Annotated in this window: 16 protein-coding genes; 10 read left to right on the top strand and 6 right to left on the bottom strand. The window is 71.2% G+C overall.

The features are described from left to right. Positions 1–720: 720 nt before the first annotated feature. On the bottom strand, positions 721–1968 hold the full coding sequence (locus AB0J72_RS27190; RefSeq protein WP_363403334.1) for an IS256 family transposase: 1248 nt from the start codon (positions 1966–1968) through the stop codon (positions 721–723). 445 nt (positions 1969–2413) lie between these two features. On the opposite strand from AB0J72_RS27190, the gene AB0J72_RS27195 reads away from it, so the two are divergent. Then, the gene (locus AB0J72_RS27195; RefSeq protein ID WP_363403336.1) at positions 2414–3298 is read left to right on the top strand and encodes a phosphotransferase; all 885 of its coding nucleotides are present in this window, start codon (positions 2414–2416) and stop codon (positions 3296–3298) included. Between the two features lie 38 nt (positions 3299–3336). Here the strand turns inward: AB0J72_RS27195 and AB0J72_RS27200 are convergent, their stop codons facing one another. Beyond that, a complete protein-coding gene (locus AB0J72_RS27200) occupies positions 3337–6081 on the bottom strand; it encodes a cellulose binding domain-containing protein (RefSeq protein WP_363403338.1) in 2745 nt (914 codons plus the stop codon). A 121-nt stretch (positions 6082–6202) separates the two neighbouring features. Between AB0J72_RS27200 and AB0J72_RS27205 the strand changes: the two genes are divergently transcribed. Continuing rightward, complete coding sequence (locus tag AB0J72_RS27205) at positions 6203–7261, top strand: hypothetical protein (protein ID WP_363403340.1); 1059 nt, start codon at positions 6203–6205, stop codon at positions 7259–7261. A 111-nt stretch (positions 7262–7372) separates the two neighbouring features. Next, on the top strand, positions 7373–8935 hold the full coding sequence (locus tag AB0J72_RS27210; protein WP_363403342.1) for a DHA2 family efflux MFS transporter permease subunit: 1563 nt from the start codon (positions 7373–7375) through the stop codon (positions 8933–8935). Positions 8936–8980: 45 nt separating this feature from the next. On the opposite strand, the gene AB0J72_RS27215 is transcribed toward AB0J72_RS27210, so the two are convergent. Then, entirely contained in the window at positions 8981–9811 is an 831-nt protein-coding gene (locus AB0J72_RS27215) for an alpha/beta hydrolase (protein ID WP_363403344.1), read from the bottom strand. A 74-nt stretch (positions 9812–9885) separates the two neighbouring features. Between AB0J72_RS27215 and AB0J72_RS27220 the strand changes: the two genes are divergently transcribed. The 3 genes from AB0J72_RS27220 to AB0J72_RS27230 all read left to right on the top strand — a co-directional run bounded on the left by AB0J72_RS27220 (position 9886) and on the right by AB0J72_RS27230 (position 12427). Further along, complete coding sequence (locus AB0J72_RS27220; RefSeq protein ID WP_363403346.1) at positions 9886–10191, top strand: helix-turn-helix transcriptional regulator; 306 nt, start codon at positions 9886–9888, stop codon at positions 10189–10191. Continuing rightward, on the top strand, positions 10188–10979 hold the full coding sequence (locus AB0J72_RS27225) for a hypothetical protein (protein ID WP_363403348.1): 792 nt from the start codon (positions 10188–10190) through the stop codon (positions 10977–10979). The genes AB0J72_RS27220 and AB0J72_RS27225 overlap by 4 nt, the downstream gene beginning before the upstream one ends. A 314-nt stretch (positions 10980–11293) precedes the next feature. Beyond that, complete coding sequence (locus tag AB0J72_RS27230) at positions 11294–12427, top strand: IS630 family transposase (RefSeq protein ID WP_363403350.1); 1134 nt, start codon at positions 11294–11296, stop codon at positions 12425–12427. A 38-nt stretch (positions 12428–12465) separates the two neighbouring features. Here AB0J72_RS27230 and AB0J72_RS27235 read toward each other — a convergent pair whose 3' ends face one another. Together AB0J72_RS27235 and AB0J72_RS27240 are read right to left on the bottom strand one after the other, a co-directional pair. Then, positions 12466–12735 carry a hypothetical protein gene (locus AB0J72_RS27235; RefSeq protein WP_363403352.1) on the bottom strand — a complete coding sequence of 90 codons (270 nt, stop codon included), beginning with the start codon at positions 12733–12735 and terminating at the stop codon, positions 12466–12468. Between the two features lie 543 nt (positions 12736–13278). Beyond that, positions 13279–14529 carry a benzoate/H(+) symporter BenE family transporter gene (locus AB0J72_RS27240; protein WP_363403354.1) on the bottom strand — a complete coding sequence of 417 codons (1251 nt, stop codon included), beginning with the start codon at positions 14527–14529 and terminating at the stop codon, positions 13279–13281. A gap of 62 nt (positions 14530–14591) precedes the next feature. Here AB0J72_RS27240 and AB0J72_RS27245 point away from each other — a divergent pair, with 62 nt between their 5' ends. Beyond that, the gene (locus tag AB0J72_RS27245) at positions 14592–15113 is read left to right on the top strand and encodes an XRE family transcriptional regulator (RefSeq protein ID WP_360562254.1); all 522 of its coding nucleotides are present in this window, start codon (positions 14592–14594) and stop codon (positions 15111–15113) included. Here AB0J72_RS27245 and AB0J72_RS27250 read toward each other — a convergent pair. Further along, a complete protein-coding gene (locus AB0J72_RS27250; protein WP_363403356.1) occupies positions 15110–15298 on the bottom strand; it encodes a hypothetical protein in 189 nt (62 codons plus the stop codon). The two genes, AB0J72_RS27245 and AB0J72_RS27250, sit on opposite strands and share 4 nt — an antisense overlap. Before the next feature lie 59 nt (positions 15299–15357). Here AB0J72_RS27250 and AB0J72_RS27255 point away from each other — a divergent pair, with 59 nt between their 5' ends. The 3 genes from AB0J72_RS27255 to AB0J72_RS27265 all read left to right on the top strand — a co-directional run bounded on the left by AB0J72_RS27255 (position 15358) and on the right by AB0J72_RS27265 (position 19322). Then, on the top strand, positions 15358–15816 hold the full coding sequence (locus AB0J72_RS27255; protein WP_363403358.1) for a GNAT family N-acetyltransferase: 459 nt from the start codon (positions 15358–15360) through the stop codon (positions 15814–15816). Positions 15817–15879: 63 nt separating this feature from the next. Continuing rightward, entirely contained in the window at positions 15880–18654 is a 2775-nt protein-coding gene (locus AB0J72_RS27260; protein ID WP_363403582.1) for a histidine kinase, read from the top strand. Then, the gene (locus tag AB0J72_RS27265) at positions 18651–19322 is read left to right on the top strand and encodes a response regulator transcription factor (protein ID WP_363403360.1); all 672 of its coding nucleotides are present in this window, start codon (positions 18651–18653) and stop codon (positions 19320–19322) included. Before AB0J72_RS27260 ends, AB0J72_RS27265 begins: the two co-directional genes overlap by 4 nt. Positions 19323–19324 lie beyond the last annotated feature (2 nt).

A 19324-nucleotide genomic window follows, 5' to 3' on the forward strand; every position in this document is an offset into this window, starting at 1 on the left:
CCGCCACCATGCACAACCCGGGATCGCGCCCGAGCCTGGCACGGCGTCCGGCCCGACGCGGCACCCAGCCCGGCGCGGCACCCGGTTCACCAACTCCGACCACGCACCCACTCCGACCACACACTCGCCCGGCACTCACACATAGCCCCGACTCAGTCGCAGCCAGCCGACACCGCACACAGCCCGCCACCATGCACAACCCGGGATCGCGCCCGAGCCTGGCACGGCGTCCGGCCCGACGCGGCACCCAGCCCGGCGCGGCACCCGGTTCACCAACTCTGACCACGCACCCACTCCGACCACACACTCGCCCGGCGCGCACACACAGCCCCGGCGCAGTCGCACCCGGCCGACACCGCGCACAGCCCGCCACCGCGCACAGCCCGCCACCGCGCACAGCCCGGCATCGCGCCCGAGCCTGGCACGGCACCCGGTTCACCGGCTCCGACCACGCACTCGCCCGGCGCTCACACACAGCCCCGGCGCAGTCGCACCTGGCCGGCACCGCACAGCCAGGCACCGTGCACAACCCGGCATTGCGCCCGGTCTGGCGTGGCGACCGGTTCAGTCGCGCCGATCTGGATCGCGCTCGGCCAGGCGCGCCCGGAGCAGCGGCGTGGTGGGCTGTGGCCAGCTGGCCCTGGCGACGGCGAAACGGACCGGGGTCGCGTCCGCTGGCGTGGTGTAGGAACGGCCAGCGCTGATCCAGATGGTTGAATGTTAGGCCGCTGCCAGTTCGGCGGCGGTGGGTTCAGCGTTGGTTCCCTCGGTCGTGATCAGGGTGAGTCTGGCTTTGGCGAGGATTTCCAGGCCCATGTAACGGCGGCCTTCAGTCCATTCGTCGGTCTGCTCGGCGAGGACGGCGCCGACGAGCCGGATGATCGCGGCCCGGTTGGGAAAGATGCCGACGACGTCGGTTCGGCGGCGGATCTCCTTGTTGAGCCGCTCTTGGGGGTTGTTGCTCCAGATCTGGCGCCAGACCTCCCGCGGGAACGCGGTGAACGCCAGGAGCTCCTCACGGGCGTCGTGCAGGTGGTCGGCCGCGGTGGTGGGGAACCGTTCGCCGATCGCGGTGACGGCGCGGTCGTACTGGGCTCGGACGGTGTCGGCGTCGGGTTGGTCGAAGATGGTGCGGACCAGGGTCGCGACCCATGGCTGCGCCGATTTCGGGACCTTGGTGAGCAGGTTGCGCAGGTAGTGGGTGCGGCAGCGTTGCCAGGTGGCGCCGGGCAGGGCGGCGCCGATGGCGTTGACCAGGCCGCGGTGGGCGTCAGACACGACGAGGCGTACTCCGGGCAGGCCGCGGGCGGTCAGGGACCGCAGGAACGCCAGCCAGCCGGCGCCGTCCTCGTCCGAGGTGACGTCCAGGCCGAGGACTTCGCGGCCGCCGTCGGCGTTGACCCCGACCGCGATCAGGGCGTGGACGTTCACGATCCGGCCGTGTTCACGGACCTTGATCACGAGGGCGTCCATCCACACGAACGTGTAATGCGCCGCGTCCAGGGGCCGGTTGCGGAACGCCTCGACCTGCGCGTCCAGATGCGCCGCCATCTCGCTGACCTGCGACTTCGACAGCGTGGCGACGCCCAGCTGCTCGACGAGCTTCTCCACCCGCCGCGTGGACACCCCGAGCAGGTAGGCGGTCGCAACCACACTGACCAGGGCCTGTTCGGCGCGGCGACGGTGCTGCAGCAGCCAGTCCGGAAAGTAGGAGCCCTGCCGCAGCTTCGGAATGGCGAGCTCGACGGTGCCGGCGCGGGTGTCCCAGTCCCGCTGCCGGTACCCGTTGCGGGAGTTGACCCGTTCGTCGCTGCGTTCACCGTAGCCCGCGCCGCACACCGCGTCGGCCTCGGCGGACATGAGCGCATCGGCGAACGTTTTCACCATCGCACGCAACAGATCGGGTGACGCGGACTCGAGTTGCTCACGCAGGAACGCGGCACCGTCCACACTCACAGGTACGGCCATCGCTTGATCTCTCCTTCGTTACTTCGCCGTTCGAAGGATCAAGCGGTGGCCGTTCCCATTCACCACATCACGCCCAAAGTGGGCGAGTCGTACACCACTCTCGTGGACGCAACCCGGACCGGCCGCGATGCCCCGAGATGGATGTGCCACGCCCCGCGGGCGGGTGCCGCGGGTTCCACGGTGCAGCGAGGCCGCCACCGCTACCGCCAGTTCGGGCAGTGCAGGCGACCCCTCCGCATCAGCCGGACCGAGTCACCCCCACATGCGCACGTAACTCCCCTCGGCCCGTCTGATCCGAGGACCTTCCACGCCGGTGCTGTCACCGCAGCGCCGTGATCCATGGACGGGGTTGGTCGTTTGCGCGGCCGGATTCGTCCATGGGTCACGGCGGCTCGTCCGGTGCTCACGCCGGGCGCCGGTCGGGGTGGGGCAGAGAATGGGGGGCATGGAGGGGACGGTGCGGTGGGTGCGGTCGTTGGCGGCGGCGGAGAGTGTGGCGCTGGTGGTCGGAGGGCGCTGTGGGTTGCGGGTGACGGGGTGCGAGCTGGTCAGGTCGCTGGTCAACGACGTGTACCGGGTGGACGTCGAGGGTGGCCTGGTCTATGCGTGCAAGGTGTACGCCGCCGGGAAGGCGCATGTCGCGTGGGAGCAGGATCTCGCGGTGCACCTTGCGGCGGCGGGGGTCACCGAGGCGGTGCCCGTTCCGATGGAGGACGGGGCGCTCGTCGGGGAGATCGAGGCGCCTGAGGGGGTGCGGCAGTTCACCGTCACGGCGTGGATGCGGGGTGGCAAGCCGCGGCCGCCGTGGTCCGGGGAGTTGTTCTTCCGGTACGGCGCGGCGCTCGCCCGGTTCCACGAGGCGGCGGACGGGTTCGACAGCGCGCATCCGGCCAGGACGTACGATCCGGTCCGCACGCTGGACGACGCGTTGGCGTACATCGGCGACCCCATGGTGCACGAGATCGCGGAGCGGGTCAGGCCGCTGCTGGACGGCATCGGCGACGTCGGGGTGCGGCACGGGGACGCGAGCCTGGACAACGTGCACCTGACCGATGACGGCAGGATGCTGTGGCACGACTTCGACCTTGCCGCCGTGGGGCCGCGGGCGGCGGACCTGACCGGGGTGTTTGCGAGCGGGCACTGGCCGGCGTTCGAGGCCGGGTACGCCTCGCGACGGCGGACGACCGGCGACGTGCGGGCGCTGCGGGTGGTGGAGCTGGTGCGCAACATCGCGTGGCACCTGCGGGACAAGGTGGCGTTGCGGGGCACGGAGTCGACGGCCGAGGGCTGGGTCGACCGCGAGCTGCAGAGCCTGAGGGATCTGCTGTAGGCGGCGGCAGCCCCGCCGCCGCCTACAGCGTCACCCCGCTACCCGACGGCGCAGGTCGTGCCGTTGAGGGTGAACGCGGCCGGTTTGGCGTTGGTGGTGTTGTTCCAGGAGGCGATGAAGCCGAAGTCGACGCTGCCGCCGTTGGCGGCGATCGTCTTCGTGTAGTCGGCGGGAGTGATGGTGACGTTCGCGCCGCTCTGGGTGTAGACGCCGCCCCAGATCTGGTTGATGACCTGGCCGTTGGCGTACGTCCACGTGAGGGTCCAGCCGTTCACCGGGGTGGCGGAGCGGTTGGTGATCTTCACGGCGCCCTGGAAGGCGCCGCCCCACTGGCCGGCGATGGAGTACGCCACGGTGCAGGCGGCCGATGAGGAGGACGAGGGCGAGGACGAGGCGGAGCGGGACGGCGACACCGAGACCGACGGCGACACCGACCGCGAGGGCGATGCGGAAGAGGCCGACGGCGACGCGGAGAACGACGTCGGCGGGGCGCCGGTGCGGTCGCCGTAGATGATGCCGCGGCCGTTCGTGCCGAGGTACACCCGGCCGTAGATGCGCGGGTCGCCGGTGATGGTGTCGCCGATGTTGCCGTACTGGTGCTGGTCGTCGTTGATCCGCAGCCAGGAGGCGGCGGTGTCGTCGGAGCGGTAGACGCCCTTCTTGCCGTCGACCTGCGCCACGGCGAACACGGCCACGTTCGGGCGGCCCGGTGCGCCCTTGCCGAACCCGACGGCGTTCGCCGCCTGTACCGACGCGACCTTGGCGAACGAGACGCCACCGTCGGTCGACCGGAAGAGCCCGGAGGTGCCGCCGGCCAGCCAGATCTCGCCGGCCACGCCCGGGACCGCCTTGAACGACGCCGTCGCGGGCAGGCCACTGGCGGCCGCCGTGAACGTGGCGCCACCGTTGGTGCTGCGGTAGAACGTACCGCCGCTGAAACCGTAGAAGGTGCCCGGAAGCACCCGGTCGGACTCGACAACGGCATTCTGCGGCAGTCCATTGATAGAAGTCCACGTGTTGCCGAAGCCCACCGAGTAGACGGGGGCGGAGTTCTTCGGCGCCCAGACGAACCTGGACCCGTCGGCGGCGGCGGCGATGGTGCCGCCCTCGTTGATGCCGCCGGGCTCGCTGCCCTGGAACCAGTTCGCGCCGCCGTCGGTGGAGAACGCGGCGTGGCTGTCGTTGGGGCGGTCGCTGTCGGCGAAGTTGCCGGCACGGACCATGACGCTCGGGTTGAGCTCGGCGTAGTCGAGGCTGGTGGTGCTGGTGAAGTACGGCGACTGGAACATCATCGCGGGCACGGCGTCGAGGTTCGTGTGCCGGAAGCCGCCGATGTCGCCGAGGCCGGAGATGAGCGGCGCGCCGGTCGGCGGGCTGATGAGGTCCAGCACCGCGGTCTCCTCCAGGCCCGCGGCCATCGGCTTGATCGTGATCTGGCCGCCGGTGTCCCAGGTGGTGAGGTCGGTGCTGCCGTACACGGTGGCGCCGGTGCCGTACATGAACCGGTTGGAGTTGAAGGGGTCGATCTCCATCGACTCGGTCATCCAGCCGAGCTTCGGCGTCACCTCAGGGGGCTGCGGGTTGGCCCCGAGGGAGAGCCACGGCGAGCGGCTGACGTCCATCTTGTACCGGAAGCTCCGGTTGGGGTAGCTGGTGAAGTCCCAGATCCGGGTCCACGTCGCGCCGCCGTCGGTGCTGCGGAAGAAGATGACGTCCGGCCACCACGAGATCTGCGTGGCGACCATGATGGTGCCGGGGTGCTGCCGGTCGATGGTGAGGCCGCTGTACCCGAAGTAGTCGTCGCTGCTGCTGCTCGGCACGGGGCTGATCTGCGTCCAGGCGCCGGTCGCGGTGTTGTACTTCCAGACGTCACCCTTGCCGCCGTCGTACGGGCCGCCGGTGTCGCTGGTCGCGATGTACAGGTAACCGCCGGCGGTGTCCAGGACGCCCTTGTGCGACAGGTACCCGGTCGGCTGCCCGGCGAGGCGCTCCCAGGTGGTGCCGCCGTTGGTGGTGCGGTAGACGGTGTTCTGCTTGTCCGCCACGCCGACGTAGATGGTCTGGGTGGTGTTTCCGGCGGTACCGGAGCGCTTGTCGAACGTCACCCAGGTGATGCCCTGGTTGTCGGTCAGGTACCCGTTGGGGTCGTTCGGGTCCTGTGCGTAGTTGCCGGGGTTGGGGAACGCGGTCACCTTCGCCCAGGTGACGCCGGAGTCGGTGCTGCGCCACAGCCCGTTGCCGCTGGGGGCGCCGAGGTACAGGATCGAGTTCTTGTTCGGGTCGATCGCCAGCCGCTCCCCCATGCCGCGGCCGGGCATGTTGCCGCCGAGCTTGAACGGAAGGGCCGAGGTCTGCCAGGTGGCGCCCTTGTCGGAGGAGCGCAGGACCGCGCCGTTGTTCGGGTCCCAGCTATTGGTGTACATGCCGGCGGCCACGTACACCTTGTTCGGGTCGACCTCGTCGGTGGCGAGGCTGACGACGCCGTTGTAGCCCCAGTTGTCCTGGCCGACCCAGTCCAGCAGGGGAATCCAGCGGTTCGTGGCGGGGTCGAGGCGGTACGCCCCGCCGATGTCCGTCCGGGCGTACACCAGATTCTGCTGCTTCTGGTTGAAGATGATGCCCGGCACGAAGCCGCCGCCCTCGATCTGGACGTTCTTGAGCGCGTACGGGTCCGCGGCCGCGGCCTGCGCGGGGCTGGTGGCGGTCTGCACGGCGACGCCGACGGCGACGACCGTCACCGCCCCCGCCAGCCCGGCAATGAGCCCTCTCAGCTTGGTTCGCATGGGCCGCATGGTGTGAGCGCTCACTGTCCCGGGTCAACGAAGCCGGTGTCCCACTCCAGGTCAACCCCCTTCGGAGTGTGAAACTCTCACCACGCGGGTCGCTTGCGTATGGTTGAGCCCCGTGAGACGGGCCCGACCGCTGATCGCCCTCGCCGCCGCGCTCGTCGTCGGCGGGTGGCTGCTGTTCTCCCCCACCTCGCGGGACACGCCACCCTCGGTCACGCCGTCGGGCGCCGGGACGGTCACGGCGACGCTGGAGCCGGGGGTGATGCCCGCGAAGCTCGCCGACGGGGTGATCTACACGCCGCTGCTCTATCTGGAGACCGGCGCCTCCGTCGGGACCGCCCCGTCCGCCGACGGCAAGGCCGAGCGGTTCCTGCTTCGGGAGGCTGCCACGGTACGGGAGCTGCGCAGCGTGCCGAAGGACCAGTTCCCGCAGTGGCTGGGCCTCACCGCCGCCGACGGGGTCCTGTACTGGGCGGAGTCGGCGGCGACCGCCGCGGGGCCGTACGAGACGCGGCTGTGGCGCGCGTCCCTGGCCGGAGGGGCACCGGTCGCGCTGACCGCCGACACGGGCGGGATTGTGTTCTTCGACTCACAGTACGACCTGGTCGTCGCCGAGGAGCGGGTGCACTGGGTCGCAGCCACGCCCGACGACGCGCCGAAGACGGAGGTGCGGTCGGTCGCCCTCACGGGTGGCGCCGTCAGCACGGAGGTCATCGACGGCCGGTACAGGTGGAGCTCCTGGCCCTGGCTCGTCAGCGTCGACCCGGGCGCGGCGACGCTGCTCAACCGGGCCGACGGGCAGCGGCGATCCGTGCCGGCGACCGCGGCGGAGACGATGCTGTGCACGCCGGAGTGGTGCCGCGCGATCCAGGAGACGGCGAGCGGGCGCAACCTCGTCGACGTCATGCGCTCCGACGGCGGCGGGCGGCGCCGGGTCGCGGGTGACCTGAACGCCATCGGCGTCGACGTCGGCCTGCTGGACCGCTTCGAGCTGCTGACCGGGGTCGAGGGCGAATCGTTGCGGCTGCTCGCGTACGACCTGACGACGGGCCGGACGACCGTGCTCGCGCGGGACGTCGGCGTGGTGACGACCAAGGCCGGCCTGGTCTGGTGGTCCACCGGGAGCCCGGATCCGACCGCCTGGCACGTGCTGGACCTGCGGCGGCTGGCGTAGCCACAACCCCTGTAATAGGCCGGAATCGAACGTGTGCTCGACTAGTAATCAAGCCGCGTAGGCTGGTCACCGGCCTTTTCACGGACGGTGACCTCGATCAGGAGGGGTTTTGTGACGAATCCAACGGCCACGGCATCGACCAAGATCGACGCCGCGGTGCTGAAGATCGCGGGGGTCGTGGTCCTCGGTGCGATCATGTCGATTCTCGACATCACTGTCGTCAGCGTGGCGCTGCCGACCTTCCAGACCGAATTCAACGCGTCGTACGCGACCGTCGCGTGGACGATGACCGGTTACACCCTCGCGCTGGCAACCGTCATCCCCCTCACCGGCTGGGCGGCGGACCGGTTCGGCACGAAGCGGCTGTACATGGTCGCCCTCGCCCTCTTCACGATCGGCTCCGGCCTGTGCGCCACCGCCGACTCCATCGGCCAGCTCATCGGCTGGCGGGTCGTGCAGGGCCTCGGCGGCGGCATGCTCATGCCGCTGGGCATGACGATGCTGACCCGGGCCGCCGGCCCGGAGCGGATCGGCCGGCTCATGGCCATCCTCGGCATCCCGATGCTGCTCGGCCCGATCACCGGCCCGATCCTCGGCGGCTGGCTCATCGACGACTACAGCTGGCACTGGATCTTCCTCATCAACCTGCCGATCGGCGTCGTCGCGCTGGTCTACGCGGCGCTCGCGCTGCCGAAGGACGAAGCGCACCCGTCGGAGTCCTTCGACTTCCTCGGCATGTTGATGCTGTCCCCGGGCCTCGCGCTGTTCCTGTTCGGCGTGTCGTCGTGGCCGGAGGCCGGCACGTTCTCCGCGACGAAGGTGTGGCTGCCGATGCTCATCGGCGGGCTGCTCGTCATCGGCTTCGTCTTCTACTCCTTCAAACCGGCGCACCCGCTGCTGGACCTGCGGCTGTTCCGCAACCGCAAGCTGACGATCGCGACGATCACCCTGTTCGTGTTCATCATCGCGTTCATGGGCGCCGGCCTGCTGTTCCCGAGCTACTTCCTGCAGGTCGGCGGCGAGTCCACGCTGCACGCCGGTCTGCTGATGGCGCCGCAGGGCATCGGCGCGATGCTCACCATGCCGATCGCCGGCATGCTCGCCGACAAGGTCCCGGTCGGCCGGACGGTGCCGTTCGCGATGGCGCTCATCGCCGCCGGCTTCTTCACGTTCACGCAGGTCACCGCCGACACGTCGTACTGGCTGCTGTGCGGCTCGCTGTTCGTCATGGGCCTCGGCATGGGCGGCACGATGATGCCGATCATGACGTCGGCGCTCAAGACGCTCGGCCACGCCGAGGTCGCCCGCGGCTCCACGCTGGTCAACATCCTCCAGCAGATCGGCGGCTCCATCGGCGGCGCCGTCATGTCGGTGATCCTGACCAGGCAGCTCAACGAGTCGGACCTGGTGCCGGGCTCCAACCCGCCGGTCACCGAGGCCCAGCTGGCCATCGCGGCGCAGCACTCCGACCAGATCAAGGCGCAGGTGCCGCCGCCGCTGTTCGAGAAGGGCCTGGACTTCGTCGCGGAGTCGTTCGCCACGACGTTCTGGGTCGGCTTCGCGCTGGTCCTGCTGACGTTCATCCCGATCGCCTTCCTGCCGCGCAAGAAGGACCAGAAGACGGCCGGCGACGACGCGGCGGCCGGCGCCGCGACGCCGGTGATCGTGCACTGACGTCCTGATTTGGGAAAGGCCGCCCCGTTGCCGGGGCGGCCTTTTTCATGTCGTCTTCAGGGAGCCGGCCGCGAAGAACTCGGCGAACGGCCGCACGAACGCCGGCCGGGCGACGTTGGCCGAGTTGTGCGACGCGCCGGGGATGAGCATCGCCCTCCCTCTCGGCGCGGCGTCGGCGACGGCCTGGCAGTTCTCCATGAAGTACCGGGGGCTGCGGGCACCCGCCGCGAGCAGAAGCTCCGCGCTGACGCCCGCGTAGTCCTCCGCCTTGCCGCTGTGGTCATGGATGCGGCGGATCTCCGGCGGCATCGTCGGCATGAGCTCGACGAACCGCTTGCCGATGCTCGTGCGCAGGAACAGGCTGGTCATGGCCTTGGCGACCGGGAACGGCACCTTGGCGCCGAAGTCGTCCGGGTAGGTGGCCCTGGCCATCACCGTCATCGCCCGCGCGTGCTCGCCCTGCCGCACGAGCCGCTCGAACTCGTCGAGGAACTCCGTCGACGGTCGGCCGTCGAAGTGCAGGCCGGGGTCGTACACCGCGATCCGCTCCAACGGGAGGGTGAGTCCCGCCCGGAGCGCGGTGAACCCGCCGCCACTGTGCCCGAAGACGCTGCGCGCACCGGTGTGCTCGAGGACCGCGCCGAGGTCGGCGAGGTCCGTCTCCACCGTCTCGGTGCCCGTCAGCGGCGCCGAGTCGGCCCGGCCGCGCCGGTTGTACAGGTGCACGGTGAACTTGTCCGCGAGCGCGGCGGCCAACCGGTGGTAGTCCCGGACGGTGACACCCCCGCCGTGCAGGATCACGATCCCCGGCCCGGTGCCGGTCGAATACACGGTGACCTTCGCACCGTCCCCTGAGGTGACCTTCGCTTCTCTCATGTTCAATTATGCGAACGGTGTTTGCAGTTTTTCAACCCTATGCAGAACTGGGAGTAGCTATGTAGAGTACGGGCATGGCCGGTTTGCGTATGACGACGCCGCGGCTGCTCGTGCTGCGGGTGCTGCTCGACGACCCGGCGCGCGAGCGCTACGGGCTCGACCTGGCCACGGAGGCGGGGCTCGAGCCGGGCACGATCTATCCGATCCTGGTCGCCTTCGAGGGCGCGGGCTGGCTGTCCAGCCGCGAGGAGGAGATCGACGTGCACGCCGCCGGCCGCCCCCGCCGGCGCTATTACCTGCTGACCGCGGCAGGCGTGACCGCCGCCCGGGCGGCCCTCGCCAAGCGGTCCGCCCCGCGCGTCGGGCGCCTGGCGTGGTGACCGGCGCGGCCCCGGCCGCTCTCACCACCGGCGTGCGGCTCGCCGTCGCGACGCTCGCGCTGCTGCTGCCCGCCGCGTTCCGCGACCGCCAGCGCGCCGAGTGGACCGCGGACCTCCTGACCCTGCCGACCGGCCGCTGGCGCTACCTGTTCGGCGCGGCCCGCACGCTCCCGGCGCTGCGCGCCGCCGCACACCGCGCCGGCCTCTCCCGCGGCCCGGTCGCCGCCGCCGCTTCCTTCCCGTCGGACGCGCTGGCCCGCACGCTGCTCGCCGGCCTCGGCTGGCCCGTGCTGTCCTGGCTGCTGATGGTGCCGCTGCGCTACTTCCTGTTCGACATCCCCGGCCGCATCGCCACCGGCCCCGTCGACCCGAAGAGCCTCTGGCCCTCCGGCGCGCTGTTCGTCGTCCTGCTCCCGCTGATCCTGGCGCTGACCTTCGGCGCCTATGTCGCCCTTGCCGGCGGCTGGCTCCTCGCCGCCTCGATCGGCCTGGCCGGCGCCGCCGTGGGCGTCGGCCTGCGGCGCCTCTGGCTCGCCGTCGCCGGCCTGTCCCTCGCCGCGGCCGCCCTGCTCGCCGTGACGGCTGCCGGCCTGCCCATCTTCGACGCCGACCCGGGCTATGGCGCCGCCCTCCTCGGCACGACGGCCGTCGCCCTCGGCCTGTGGTCCCGCACCCTGACCCGGTGGCAGCGGGGCTGGCTGCTCACGATCGGCCTGGCCGCGGCCGCGGTGCTGGCCGCCCACCACACCCCCCTCGGCGCAGCCATGCACGCTTGGTACCTGGACTGACCTGCTTCGACGACCGACGCGCCGACCCTCCGGTCTCCCATGAGGAGCGCGGGGCCGCACCCTCCGGCCTGGCGCTCCAAGCCGCTCGTCGCCGGGCAGCAACCCATGCCTCTGCGTCTGGACCGGTCGCCGCCTTGGGTGGCCGCCGCATCTGGGCTGACCGACGCGCTGGGAGGCTGCCCCTGTCTGGGCTAGCTGCCGCGTTGGGTGATCGCCGCGTCTGGGTAGTGCTCTGACCACGAACGTTCACGGTGTTGGGTGACACGCCGCTCAGCCTCCGGGCCGGGTGGCGTGTCTGCGTTCAGGCTGGGCCGGTGGCAGAACCTGTGCGTGTGCGGCGGCTGTCTGACCAGGAAGGTCAGCAGCTGCTGCGAATAACCAGACGAGGGACCGGCTCAGCGATCCGGTTGCGGCGGGCGATGGTCGTGCTCGCCTCGGCCGGCGGCAACACTGTGCCGGTGATCGCCCGCCTCGTCCAAGCTGATGAGGACTCCGTCCGGCAGGTGATTCACCGGTTCAACGAGATGGGCATGGCCTGCCTCAACCCTCGGTGGGCGGGTGGCCGTCCCCGCCTGATCAGTGAAGACGACGAGGCGTTCATCGTCGCGACGGCCAACACGCGTCCCGACGCGCTCGACCAGCCGTTCACCCGGTGGAGTCCGCGCAAGCTCGCCGACTACCTCACCCACAACTCAGGGCCGCGCCGGGTCCAGGTCGGTCGGGAGCGCCTGCGGCAGCTGCTGCGCAAGCATGACCTCACCTTCCAGCGCACGAAGACGTGGAAGGAGTCCAACGACCCCGCCAAGACGGTCAAACTGGCCCGGATCGAGCAGGCCATGACCGAGTTCCCGGACCGGGTTTTCGCGTTCGACGAGTTCGGGCCGTTGACCATCCGCCCGCACGGCGGCGCGACCTGGGCGCCGGCCGGGCACCCCGACCGACTCCCCGCGAACTACCACAAGCTGCACGGGGTCCGGCAGTTCCACGGCTGCTACAGCGTCGGCGACGACACCCTCTGGGGCGTCGTCCACCAGCGCAAGTCCGCGGCGAACACCCTCGCCGCGCTCAAGTCGATCCGTCGAGCCCGGCCGGACAAGGCACCGATCTACGTGATTCTGGACAACCTGTCCGCGCACCGCGGCGTGAAGATCCGGCAGTGGGCGGCCCAGAACCGGGTCGAGCTGTGCTTCACACCGACGTACTCATCCTGGGCCAACCCGACCGAGGCGCACTTCGGGCCGCTACGGACGTTCACCGTCGCCGGGTCGAACCGGGCCAACCACCCGTCCTCGACCAAGGCGATCCACGCTTACCTGAGGTGGCGCAACGCCAACTCCCGCCACCCCGACGTCCTCGCCGCACAACGCCGCGAACGCGCTCGCATTCGCTCCGAACGGCAACACCGATGGGGCCAGCCAGCCAGTCGACCAGCCAGTCGCGCTGCCTGACCTGCGTCACCAACGAACGCGCCAGCCCAACTGCTCCATCACAGCTCGTCCACCGGCCGGCCCACCTCGCCAAGACCGTCCAACAACCGCTCCCGCGCGGCGTCCAGGCGGGCCGAATAGTCGGGCACAAAGACCTCCATCAATGAGGTATCCAGCGTCCCGGCGATCCGGTACAGCGGCGACCACACCGCGCGGTCCTGGTTCACCAGGCTGTCGAACTCCGCGGTACCCATCATGCGGTCGAGCCAGTCGGACAACACCAACGCCTGGTCCCGCGTCAGCTTGATCGTGAAGTCGTCCTCAGCCATCTCGCCGAGGCTACCTTCCGATCAACACTGTGAACGTTCGTGGTCAGGGCAGTAGCCGCGGCTCGGATCGCCGCCGCGCGTGGATGCCCCTGTCCAATCTGCGCGCCAACACTCCGGCCCACACCCGCGACTGGCTCCAGACAGTCCCCGAGTGATCCCGAATGAATCTGGTAGCTCTGACTACCAGAACCACACGGGATCATGGAGCAGCGACTGGCCCCGACTCCGACCCTCGGCCCGCCTGGCCACCACTCTCAAGACCAGCGCTCCACTGGTTGGCGGCAACCACGGCCAGGCGGCCACATACCCGTCGGCGTCCAGGGGCCAGCACGCGGAGATCAGCTCCCACCGGATCGCTCCCTGACCCAGCAGCCAGACGGCGCCGGCAGCACGCGACCCCCCAACACCGACGGTCGGCCAATTAGGTCCGAAGCCGTTCCAGACTGCGGGCACCCAGTTCGCGGTCGGATCCCGTGCCCACTCACCATCACAGACATCGGTCAATGCCCTGAAACATCCCATTCGGAGGCGGATGACGCGCAGTCACCGGGATGCTGGCAGTCCTGCCTCTGCGGGCGGCGGAGCGGCGGAAGGCAGCGGTGTGGGGGAAGGTGGGGTCGGGTCCGGAGGTGAGGAGGGCTTGGTCCGGCGGTACAGGAGCAGCGCCGTCAAACCGCCCGCCACGAGGCCCCAGAAGGCGGGGCCGATGTTCAGGATCGTCGTGCCCGATGCTGTCACGACGAAGGTGACCACCGCAGCCTCGCGGCCCGAGGGGTCGGTGACCGCGCTGGCCAGGGAGGCGCCGAGGGCGGACAGTAGGGCCAGGCCGGCGACGGCGATGACCAGGACCGGCGGCGAGAGCAGTACGAGCGCCATCGCCAGACCCGCGCCGAGGCCGAGGGTGAGCTGGCCCGCGCCGAGGGCGGCCGTGGCGACCCAGCGCCGGCGGGGGTCGGGGTGGGTGTCGGGGCCGGCGGTGAGGGCCGCGGTGATCGCCGCCAGGTTGAGGGCGTGGCCGCCGAACGGGGCGGCGAAGGCGCTCGCCACGCCGGTGGTGACGAGGACGCCGCGGAGGGGTGGGGTGTAGCCGTACGTGGCCATGACGGCCATGCCGGGGACGTTCTGGGCGGCCATGGTCACCAGGAACAGCGGGACGGCGATGCTGATCAGGGCCGGCAGGTTGAACGTCGGCACCGTGAGCACCGCGGCGGGGGCGATCGAGACGCCGGTGAGGTGGACGCCGCGGACGGCGATCGCGACGACGGCGGCCAGCAGCGCGCCCGGGACGGCCCACTGGCGGGCGAAGCGGGTCAGCACCGCCCAGGTGAGCACCACCGGGATGGCGAGTGCGGGCACGTCGACGACGGCGCGGACGGGGGCGGTGCAGAGGCTGAGGATGACGCCGGCGAGCATGGCGCCGGCGATCGGGCGCGGGATCGCGGCGATCGCGCGGCCGAGCCACGGCGACAGGCCCGCGACGACGATGAGCGCGGCACAGACGAGGAACGCGCCGACGGCCGCGGGCCAGCCGCCCTGCACGTGGCCGGTGGCGACGAGCAGCGCGGCGCCGGGGGTGGACCAGGCGATGCTGATCGGCATGCGGTACCGGAGCGCGAGGAAGACGGCGGTCGCGGCGATGCCGGCGCACAGGGCGAGCAGCCCGGACGCGGCCTGCGCGGGGGTGGCGCCGACGGCGCGCAGGCCGGCGAGCACGACGGTGAACGAGCTCGCGTACCCGACCACGGCGCTCACCAGCCCCGCCAGGATCGGCTGTGCCGAATCGAACCGCCGCATGACCACCCTCCGTTTCGCGTTCCGTATACGGAACGACTTGAAGAGAATGGCACCATAGCTGCGTGGAGACAAGTCTCGGTGACCGGCTGCGGGAGCTGCGGGCCGCGCGGGGGATGTCGCTGTCGGAGCTGGCGCGGGCCGCCGGCATCGGCAAGGCCACGCTGTCCGGGCTGGAGCACGGGACCAGGAACCCCACGCTGGAGACGCTCTACGCGGTGGCGGGTGCGCTGGGCGTACCGCTGACGGCGCTGGTGCGGGAGCAGCACGGCGAACCCGTCCGGGGGTCCGCGGTCACCGCGACGCTGCTGGAGGTGTTCGACGAGCCGGGGGTGACGTTCGAGCTGCTGCGCATGCGGGTGCGCCCCGGCGTCGTGCAGCAGTCACCACCCCACGCGCCGGGCGTGACCGAGCACGTCACGGTTTCGGAGGGTGTACTGCGGGCGGGCCCCACCAGCGCACCACTGATCGCGGGGCCGGGCGAGCACATCGCGTGGCCGGCGGACGTGCCGCACGTGTACGGCACCGTCGGCCCGGACGAGGTGGTCGCCACGCTCCTGATCAGGTCTCCCCGCGGGCAGACCTAGTCGACCGTGGTCTCCTCGGAGTCCTGGTCCTTGTCGTGGCCGTGCCCGGTGAGCCCATCCACGATCGCGTCGATGGGCTGCCCGATGTAGTCGAAGTCGGGCACCGCGATCCGCTCCGCTTCGTCACGGATGATGTCGATGTCCACGGTCTCGTCGACGCGCGGGACGTCATGCCTGCTGGTCATACTGAACCAGTTTCCGGCCGGGGCCGCCGCCAAACCCGGACTGTGGCATCGTTGCCACGATGGAGGTCCGCACAGCGCGCACCGAGGACGTCGACGCCCTCGTCACGATCCATCAGGTGGCCCGCCGCACGTACTACGGCGACCTGGAGATCCCTGACGACACGAGGGAGTTGCGGGACGCGTACACCATCAGCATCCAGGCAACGGATCGCCTCGTGCTGTGCGTGGACGGCGCCGACGGCCGGCCCGCCGGGTTCCTGTCGCTGGGACCGCCGGCGCGGCTCGTCGGCCTGTACGTCGACCCCGCGCACTGGCTCCGCGGCGCCGGCAGCGCCCTGCACGACGCCGGCATCGCCGCCTGGCGCGAGGCCGGGATCACCGAGGGTCAGCTGGAGGTCTGGGACGGCAACGCCCGCGCCAAGGCCTTCTACCTGCGGCGCGGCTGGCAGCCGTCCGGCGACCGCCGCGACGGCCCGCTGGGGCGCGACTTCGTGGTCCTAGGACTGAAGGTGGTGTAGGGCTCCGTCTTTGGACCGTTCTGCGGGGGCGGCGGCTCTCATACGATGCCAAGGGTGAGACCGATGGTCGCCGCCATGCGCGTGGTCTGGGACGAGCCGCGCGCCCCAGACGCGCCCCGGCGGGTGTGGCGCGACTGGGCGCTCGTCGGCGTCCTCGGCCCGGTCGCCGTGCTGGAGGGGCTGCTCCGCCCCGACCTGCCGATGCGCGCGCTCTCCGTCCTGGTCGTCCTGGCCGGCGTCGTGGCGGTGGTGCCCTGGCGCCGGCGTCAGCCGTTGGCGGCGGTCGCGGTGGCGTTCGGCGCGACCGGCCTGCTGCCGCTGCTGGCGGGCCGGGCCATGGACAATGGCGCCGCCGTTGCGGTGCTGCTTCTGGTGTACGCGCTGACGCGCTGGGGCTCCGGCCGCGAAATCGTGCTCGGCACGGCGGTCATCGCCGTGAAGGCCGGCGTGCTGGACCAGCTCGTGCAGGTCAAGCCGAGCGACACCGTCGCGGGGCTGGCCGTGCTGTCCAGCTGCCTCGCGCTGGGCCTGGCGCTGCGGTATCGTGCCGGCGCCCGCCGCCGCGAGATCGACCGCATCCGCCTCCTCGAACGCGAGCGCCTGGCCCGCGACCTGCACGACACCGTCGCCCACCACGTCTCGGCAATGGCCATCCGCGCCCAGGCCGGCATCGCCACCGCCGCGACGGACCCTGACGCCGCGCTCTCCGCCCTGCACCTCATCGAGGCCGAGGCGTCGCAGGCCCTGACGGAGATGCGCGCCATGGTCCGCCTCCTGCGCCACGCCGCCCCGGCCGACCCACCGGACCTGTCCCCGACCCCGTCCATCGCCGACCTGACCCACCTCGCCGACCCGGCCGCCGTGCCCACCATCGCGCAGCCCGACAACGCGCGGCCCGCCGAGACCCCTGCCGACGAAGCCCGAGACGACGAGGCCCGAGACGACGGCACACGGACCAACAGCACCCAGCCCGCCGAGACCCCTGCCGCCGAGGCCCGAGCCGACGAAACCCCAACCGACGGCACGCGAGCAGACGGCACACGGCCCAGCGAGGCACAGACCGACAGCGCACGGAGCAACAACTCGCCGCCCGACGACGCACGCGCCAACGACCTTCCAGTCAGCGCCCCCCGAACCAGCAACCCGCACACCGGCGACCCCCGAATCAGCAACCCACAGACCGGTAACCCCCGAACCGACAGCACACAGACCGACAAGGCCCAGGCCGGCGAAACCCCAGCCGACGACACGCGAGCAGAAGACACACGGACCAGCGAGGCACAGACCGGCGGCCCACGGAGCAACCACTCGCCGCCCGACAACGCACGAGCCGACAACCTTCGAGCCAGCACCCCTCGAACCAGCAACCCACAGACCAGTAACCCCCGGACCGACAGCACACAGACCGACGAGACCCAGGCCGGCGAAACCCCAGCCGACGACACGCGAGCAGACGGCACACAGCCCAGCGAGGCACAGACCGGCGGCCCACGGAGCGACCACTCGCCGCCCGACGACGTACGAGCCGACAACCTTCGGATCAGCGACCCCCGAAGCAACAACCCACAGACCGGTAACCCCCGGACCGACAGCACGCGGGTTGAGGGCACGCAGAGCGGCGACCCGCAGTCGTACGACCCGCGGACCCACGGCACGCGGCAAGTCAGGACCCGGATCGGCGACGCACAGACCGGGAACGCGCAGACCGGCGACGCAGGGATCGACAACCCGCGGACCAGTGGCCTACGAAACGGCGAACCCCGGAGCGGCGGCCTACGAAACGGTGACCCTCGGACCGGCGACACTCGGACCGGCGGCACTCCGGCCTCTGACGCTCGGGCCGGCGACTCGCAGGCGGACGGGGCGCGGACCGGCAAGGCGCGGACCGGGCCTCGCGTGGACGTCGAACTCTCCGGCGACCTCGACGGCATCCCGGCGCCGATTGGTGCGGCCATCTACCGTCTTGCGCAGGAGTCGGTCACCAACGCCAGGCGGCACGCCCGGCATGCGACCAGGATCGAGGTGCGGGTCCACGCCGACGACACGTCGGTGCGGCTGCGGGTCACCGACGACGGCGACTCAGGGTCGGCCCGGCCAGCCACCACCCACGGGTACGGCCTCATCGGCATGACCGAACGCGCCACCCTCCTCGGCGGCACCTGCGAGGCCGGCCCGACCCACCGCGACGGCACCGGCCGCGGGTGGACCGTGACGGCCGTCCTGCCGCGCTCGGGGGCGACTGCCCCGTCCCGAACCCGTCGGCCCGAGCCCGCAGCATCACCCTCACCCGAAGCGCCGCAGCCGCTCGGGCCGGCATCGTCGCCAGGACCGGCCTCGCCGACCAAGGCATCGCGGGCCGAGCACTCGCCCACCGATCCCCCGCGCTCCGAGGGACCTCGCGCTGATCCCCCGCATTCCGAAACGCCGCGCACCGAGCCCCCGCGACCCGAAAGGCCGCGCACCGAACTCCCGCAGCCCGAGAGGCCGTGCGTCGATCCCCCGCGATTCGAGACGCCGGGCACTGAGCTGTCCGATTCCCGGTGGTCGGTGTCCGAAATTCCGGACACGTTGCCGTCGGGGGTCGAGTCGCCGTGCGCCGAGGGAACCAGGTCGCATCAGCCCGCCCGCAGCGCCACGAAGGCACTGGCATCGGACCCGAAGCCGGCGTCCGGCGCGGCGGCTGCGAAGGCGTCCTCGGGGGGCTCCCGTTCCGAGGCGTCGCGGTCTGAGGCGTCGCGGTCTGAGGCATCACGGTCTGAGGCATCACGGTCTGAGGGGGCGCGGTCCGAGGGGGCGCGTGCTGGCGTTGAGGGGCCGCGGTCTGGGGTGGTGGGGTGAGCGTCCGGGTGGTGGTGGCCGACGATCAGGAGATCGTGCGGACCGGGTTGAGCATGATTCTCAATGCGCAGCCGGGGATTGAGGTTGTCGGGGTCGCTGCGAACGGGCATCGGGCGGTTGAGCTGGCGCGGCAGGTGCGGCCTGACGTCTGCCTGTTCGACATTCGTATGCCGGGGGTCGACGGGATCGAGGCGACGCGGGCGTTGGCCGGGCCTGGGGTTGAGGATCCGCTCGCGGTGGTCGTCATCACCACGTTCGACCTTGATGAGTACGTGTACGCGGCGCTGCGGGCGGGGGCGCGGGGGTTCCTGCTCAAGGATGCCGGGCCGGCGCTGCTGGCGCAGGCCGTGCACGCCGCGGCGAATGGGGAGGCGCTCATCGCGCCGGTGGTCACCGCCAGGTTGCTGGGGGCGTTCGCGGGAGCGGGGCCGGCGCCCAGTCCGCCGCAGCCGGTCGAGGCGCTCACCGAGCGGGAGGAGCAGGTGCTCGCGAAGGTTGCCAGGGGGCGGAGCAACGCCGAGATCGCCGCGGAGCTGGGGATCACGCTCAGCACGGTGAAGACGCACGTGGCCAGTCTGATGGCGAAGCTCGGGGTCAGGAACCGGGTCGAGATCGCCATCTGGGCCTACGAGACGAGGCGGGTAGTACTTAAGCACGGTCCGCCGTAGGT

Source organism: Dactylosporangium sp. NPDC049742 (genome assembly GCF_040674675.1).
Lineage (GTDB): Bacteria > Actinomycetota > Actinomycetes > Mycobacteriales > Micromonosporaceae > Dactylosporangium > Dactylosporangium maewongense.

Coding starts and splice junctions, on each gene's coding strand:
- AB0J72_RS27235 (WP_363403352.1), bottom strand. CDS start 12,735: ATGGCTGAGGACGACTTCACGATCAAGCTGACGCGGGACCAGGCGTTG.
- AB0J72_RS27240 (WP_363403354.1), bottom strand. CDS start 14,529: ATGCGGCGGTTCGATTCGGCACAGCCGATCCTGGCGGGGCTGGTGAGC.
- AB0J72_RS27195 (WP_363403336.1), top strand. CDS start 2,414: ATGGAGGGGACGGTGCGGTGGGTGCGGTCGTTGGCGGCGGCGGAGAGT.
- AB0J72_RS27220 (WP_363403346.1), top strand. CDS start 9,886: ATGGCCGGTTTGCGTATGACGACGCCGCGGCTGCTCGTGCTGCGGGTG.
- AB0J72_RS27250 (WP_363403356.1), bottom strand. CDS start 15,298: ATGACCAGCAGGCATGACGTCCCGCGCGTCGACGAGACCGTGGACATC.
- AB0J72_RS27190 (WP_363403334.1), bottom strand. CDS start 1,968: ATGGCCGTACCTGTGAGTGTGGACGGTGCCGCGTTCCTGCGTGAGCAA.
- AB0J72_RS27255 (WP_363403358.1), top strand. CDS start 15,358: ATGGAGGTCCGCACAGCGCGCACCGAGGACGTCGACGCCCTCGTCACG.
- AB0J72_RS27260 (WP_363403582.1), top strand. CDS start 15,880: ATGGTCGCCGCCATGCGCGTGGTCTGGGACGAGCCGCGCGCCCCAGAC.
- AB0J72_RS27200 (WP_363403338.1), bottom strand. CDS start 6,081: ATGCGAACCAAGCTGAGAGGGCTCATTGCCGGGCTGGCGGGGGCGGTG.
- AB0J72_RS27215 (WP_363403344.1), bottom strand. CDS start 9,811: ATGAGAGAAGCGAAGGTCACCTCAGGGGACGGTGCGAAGGTCACCGTG.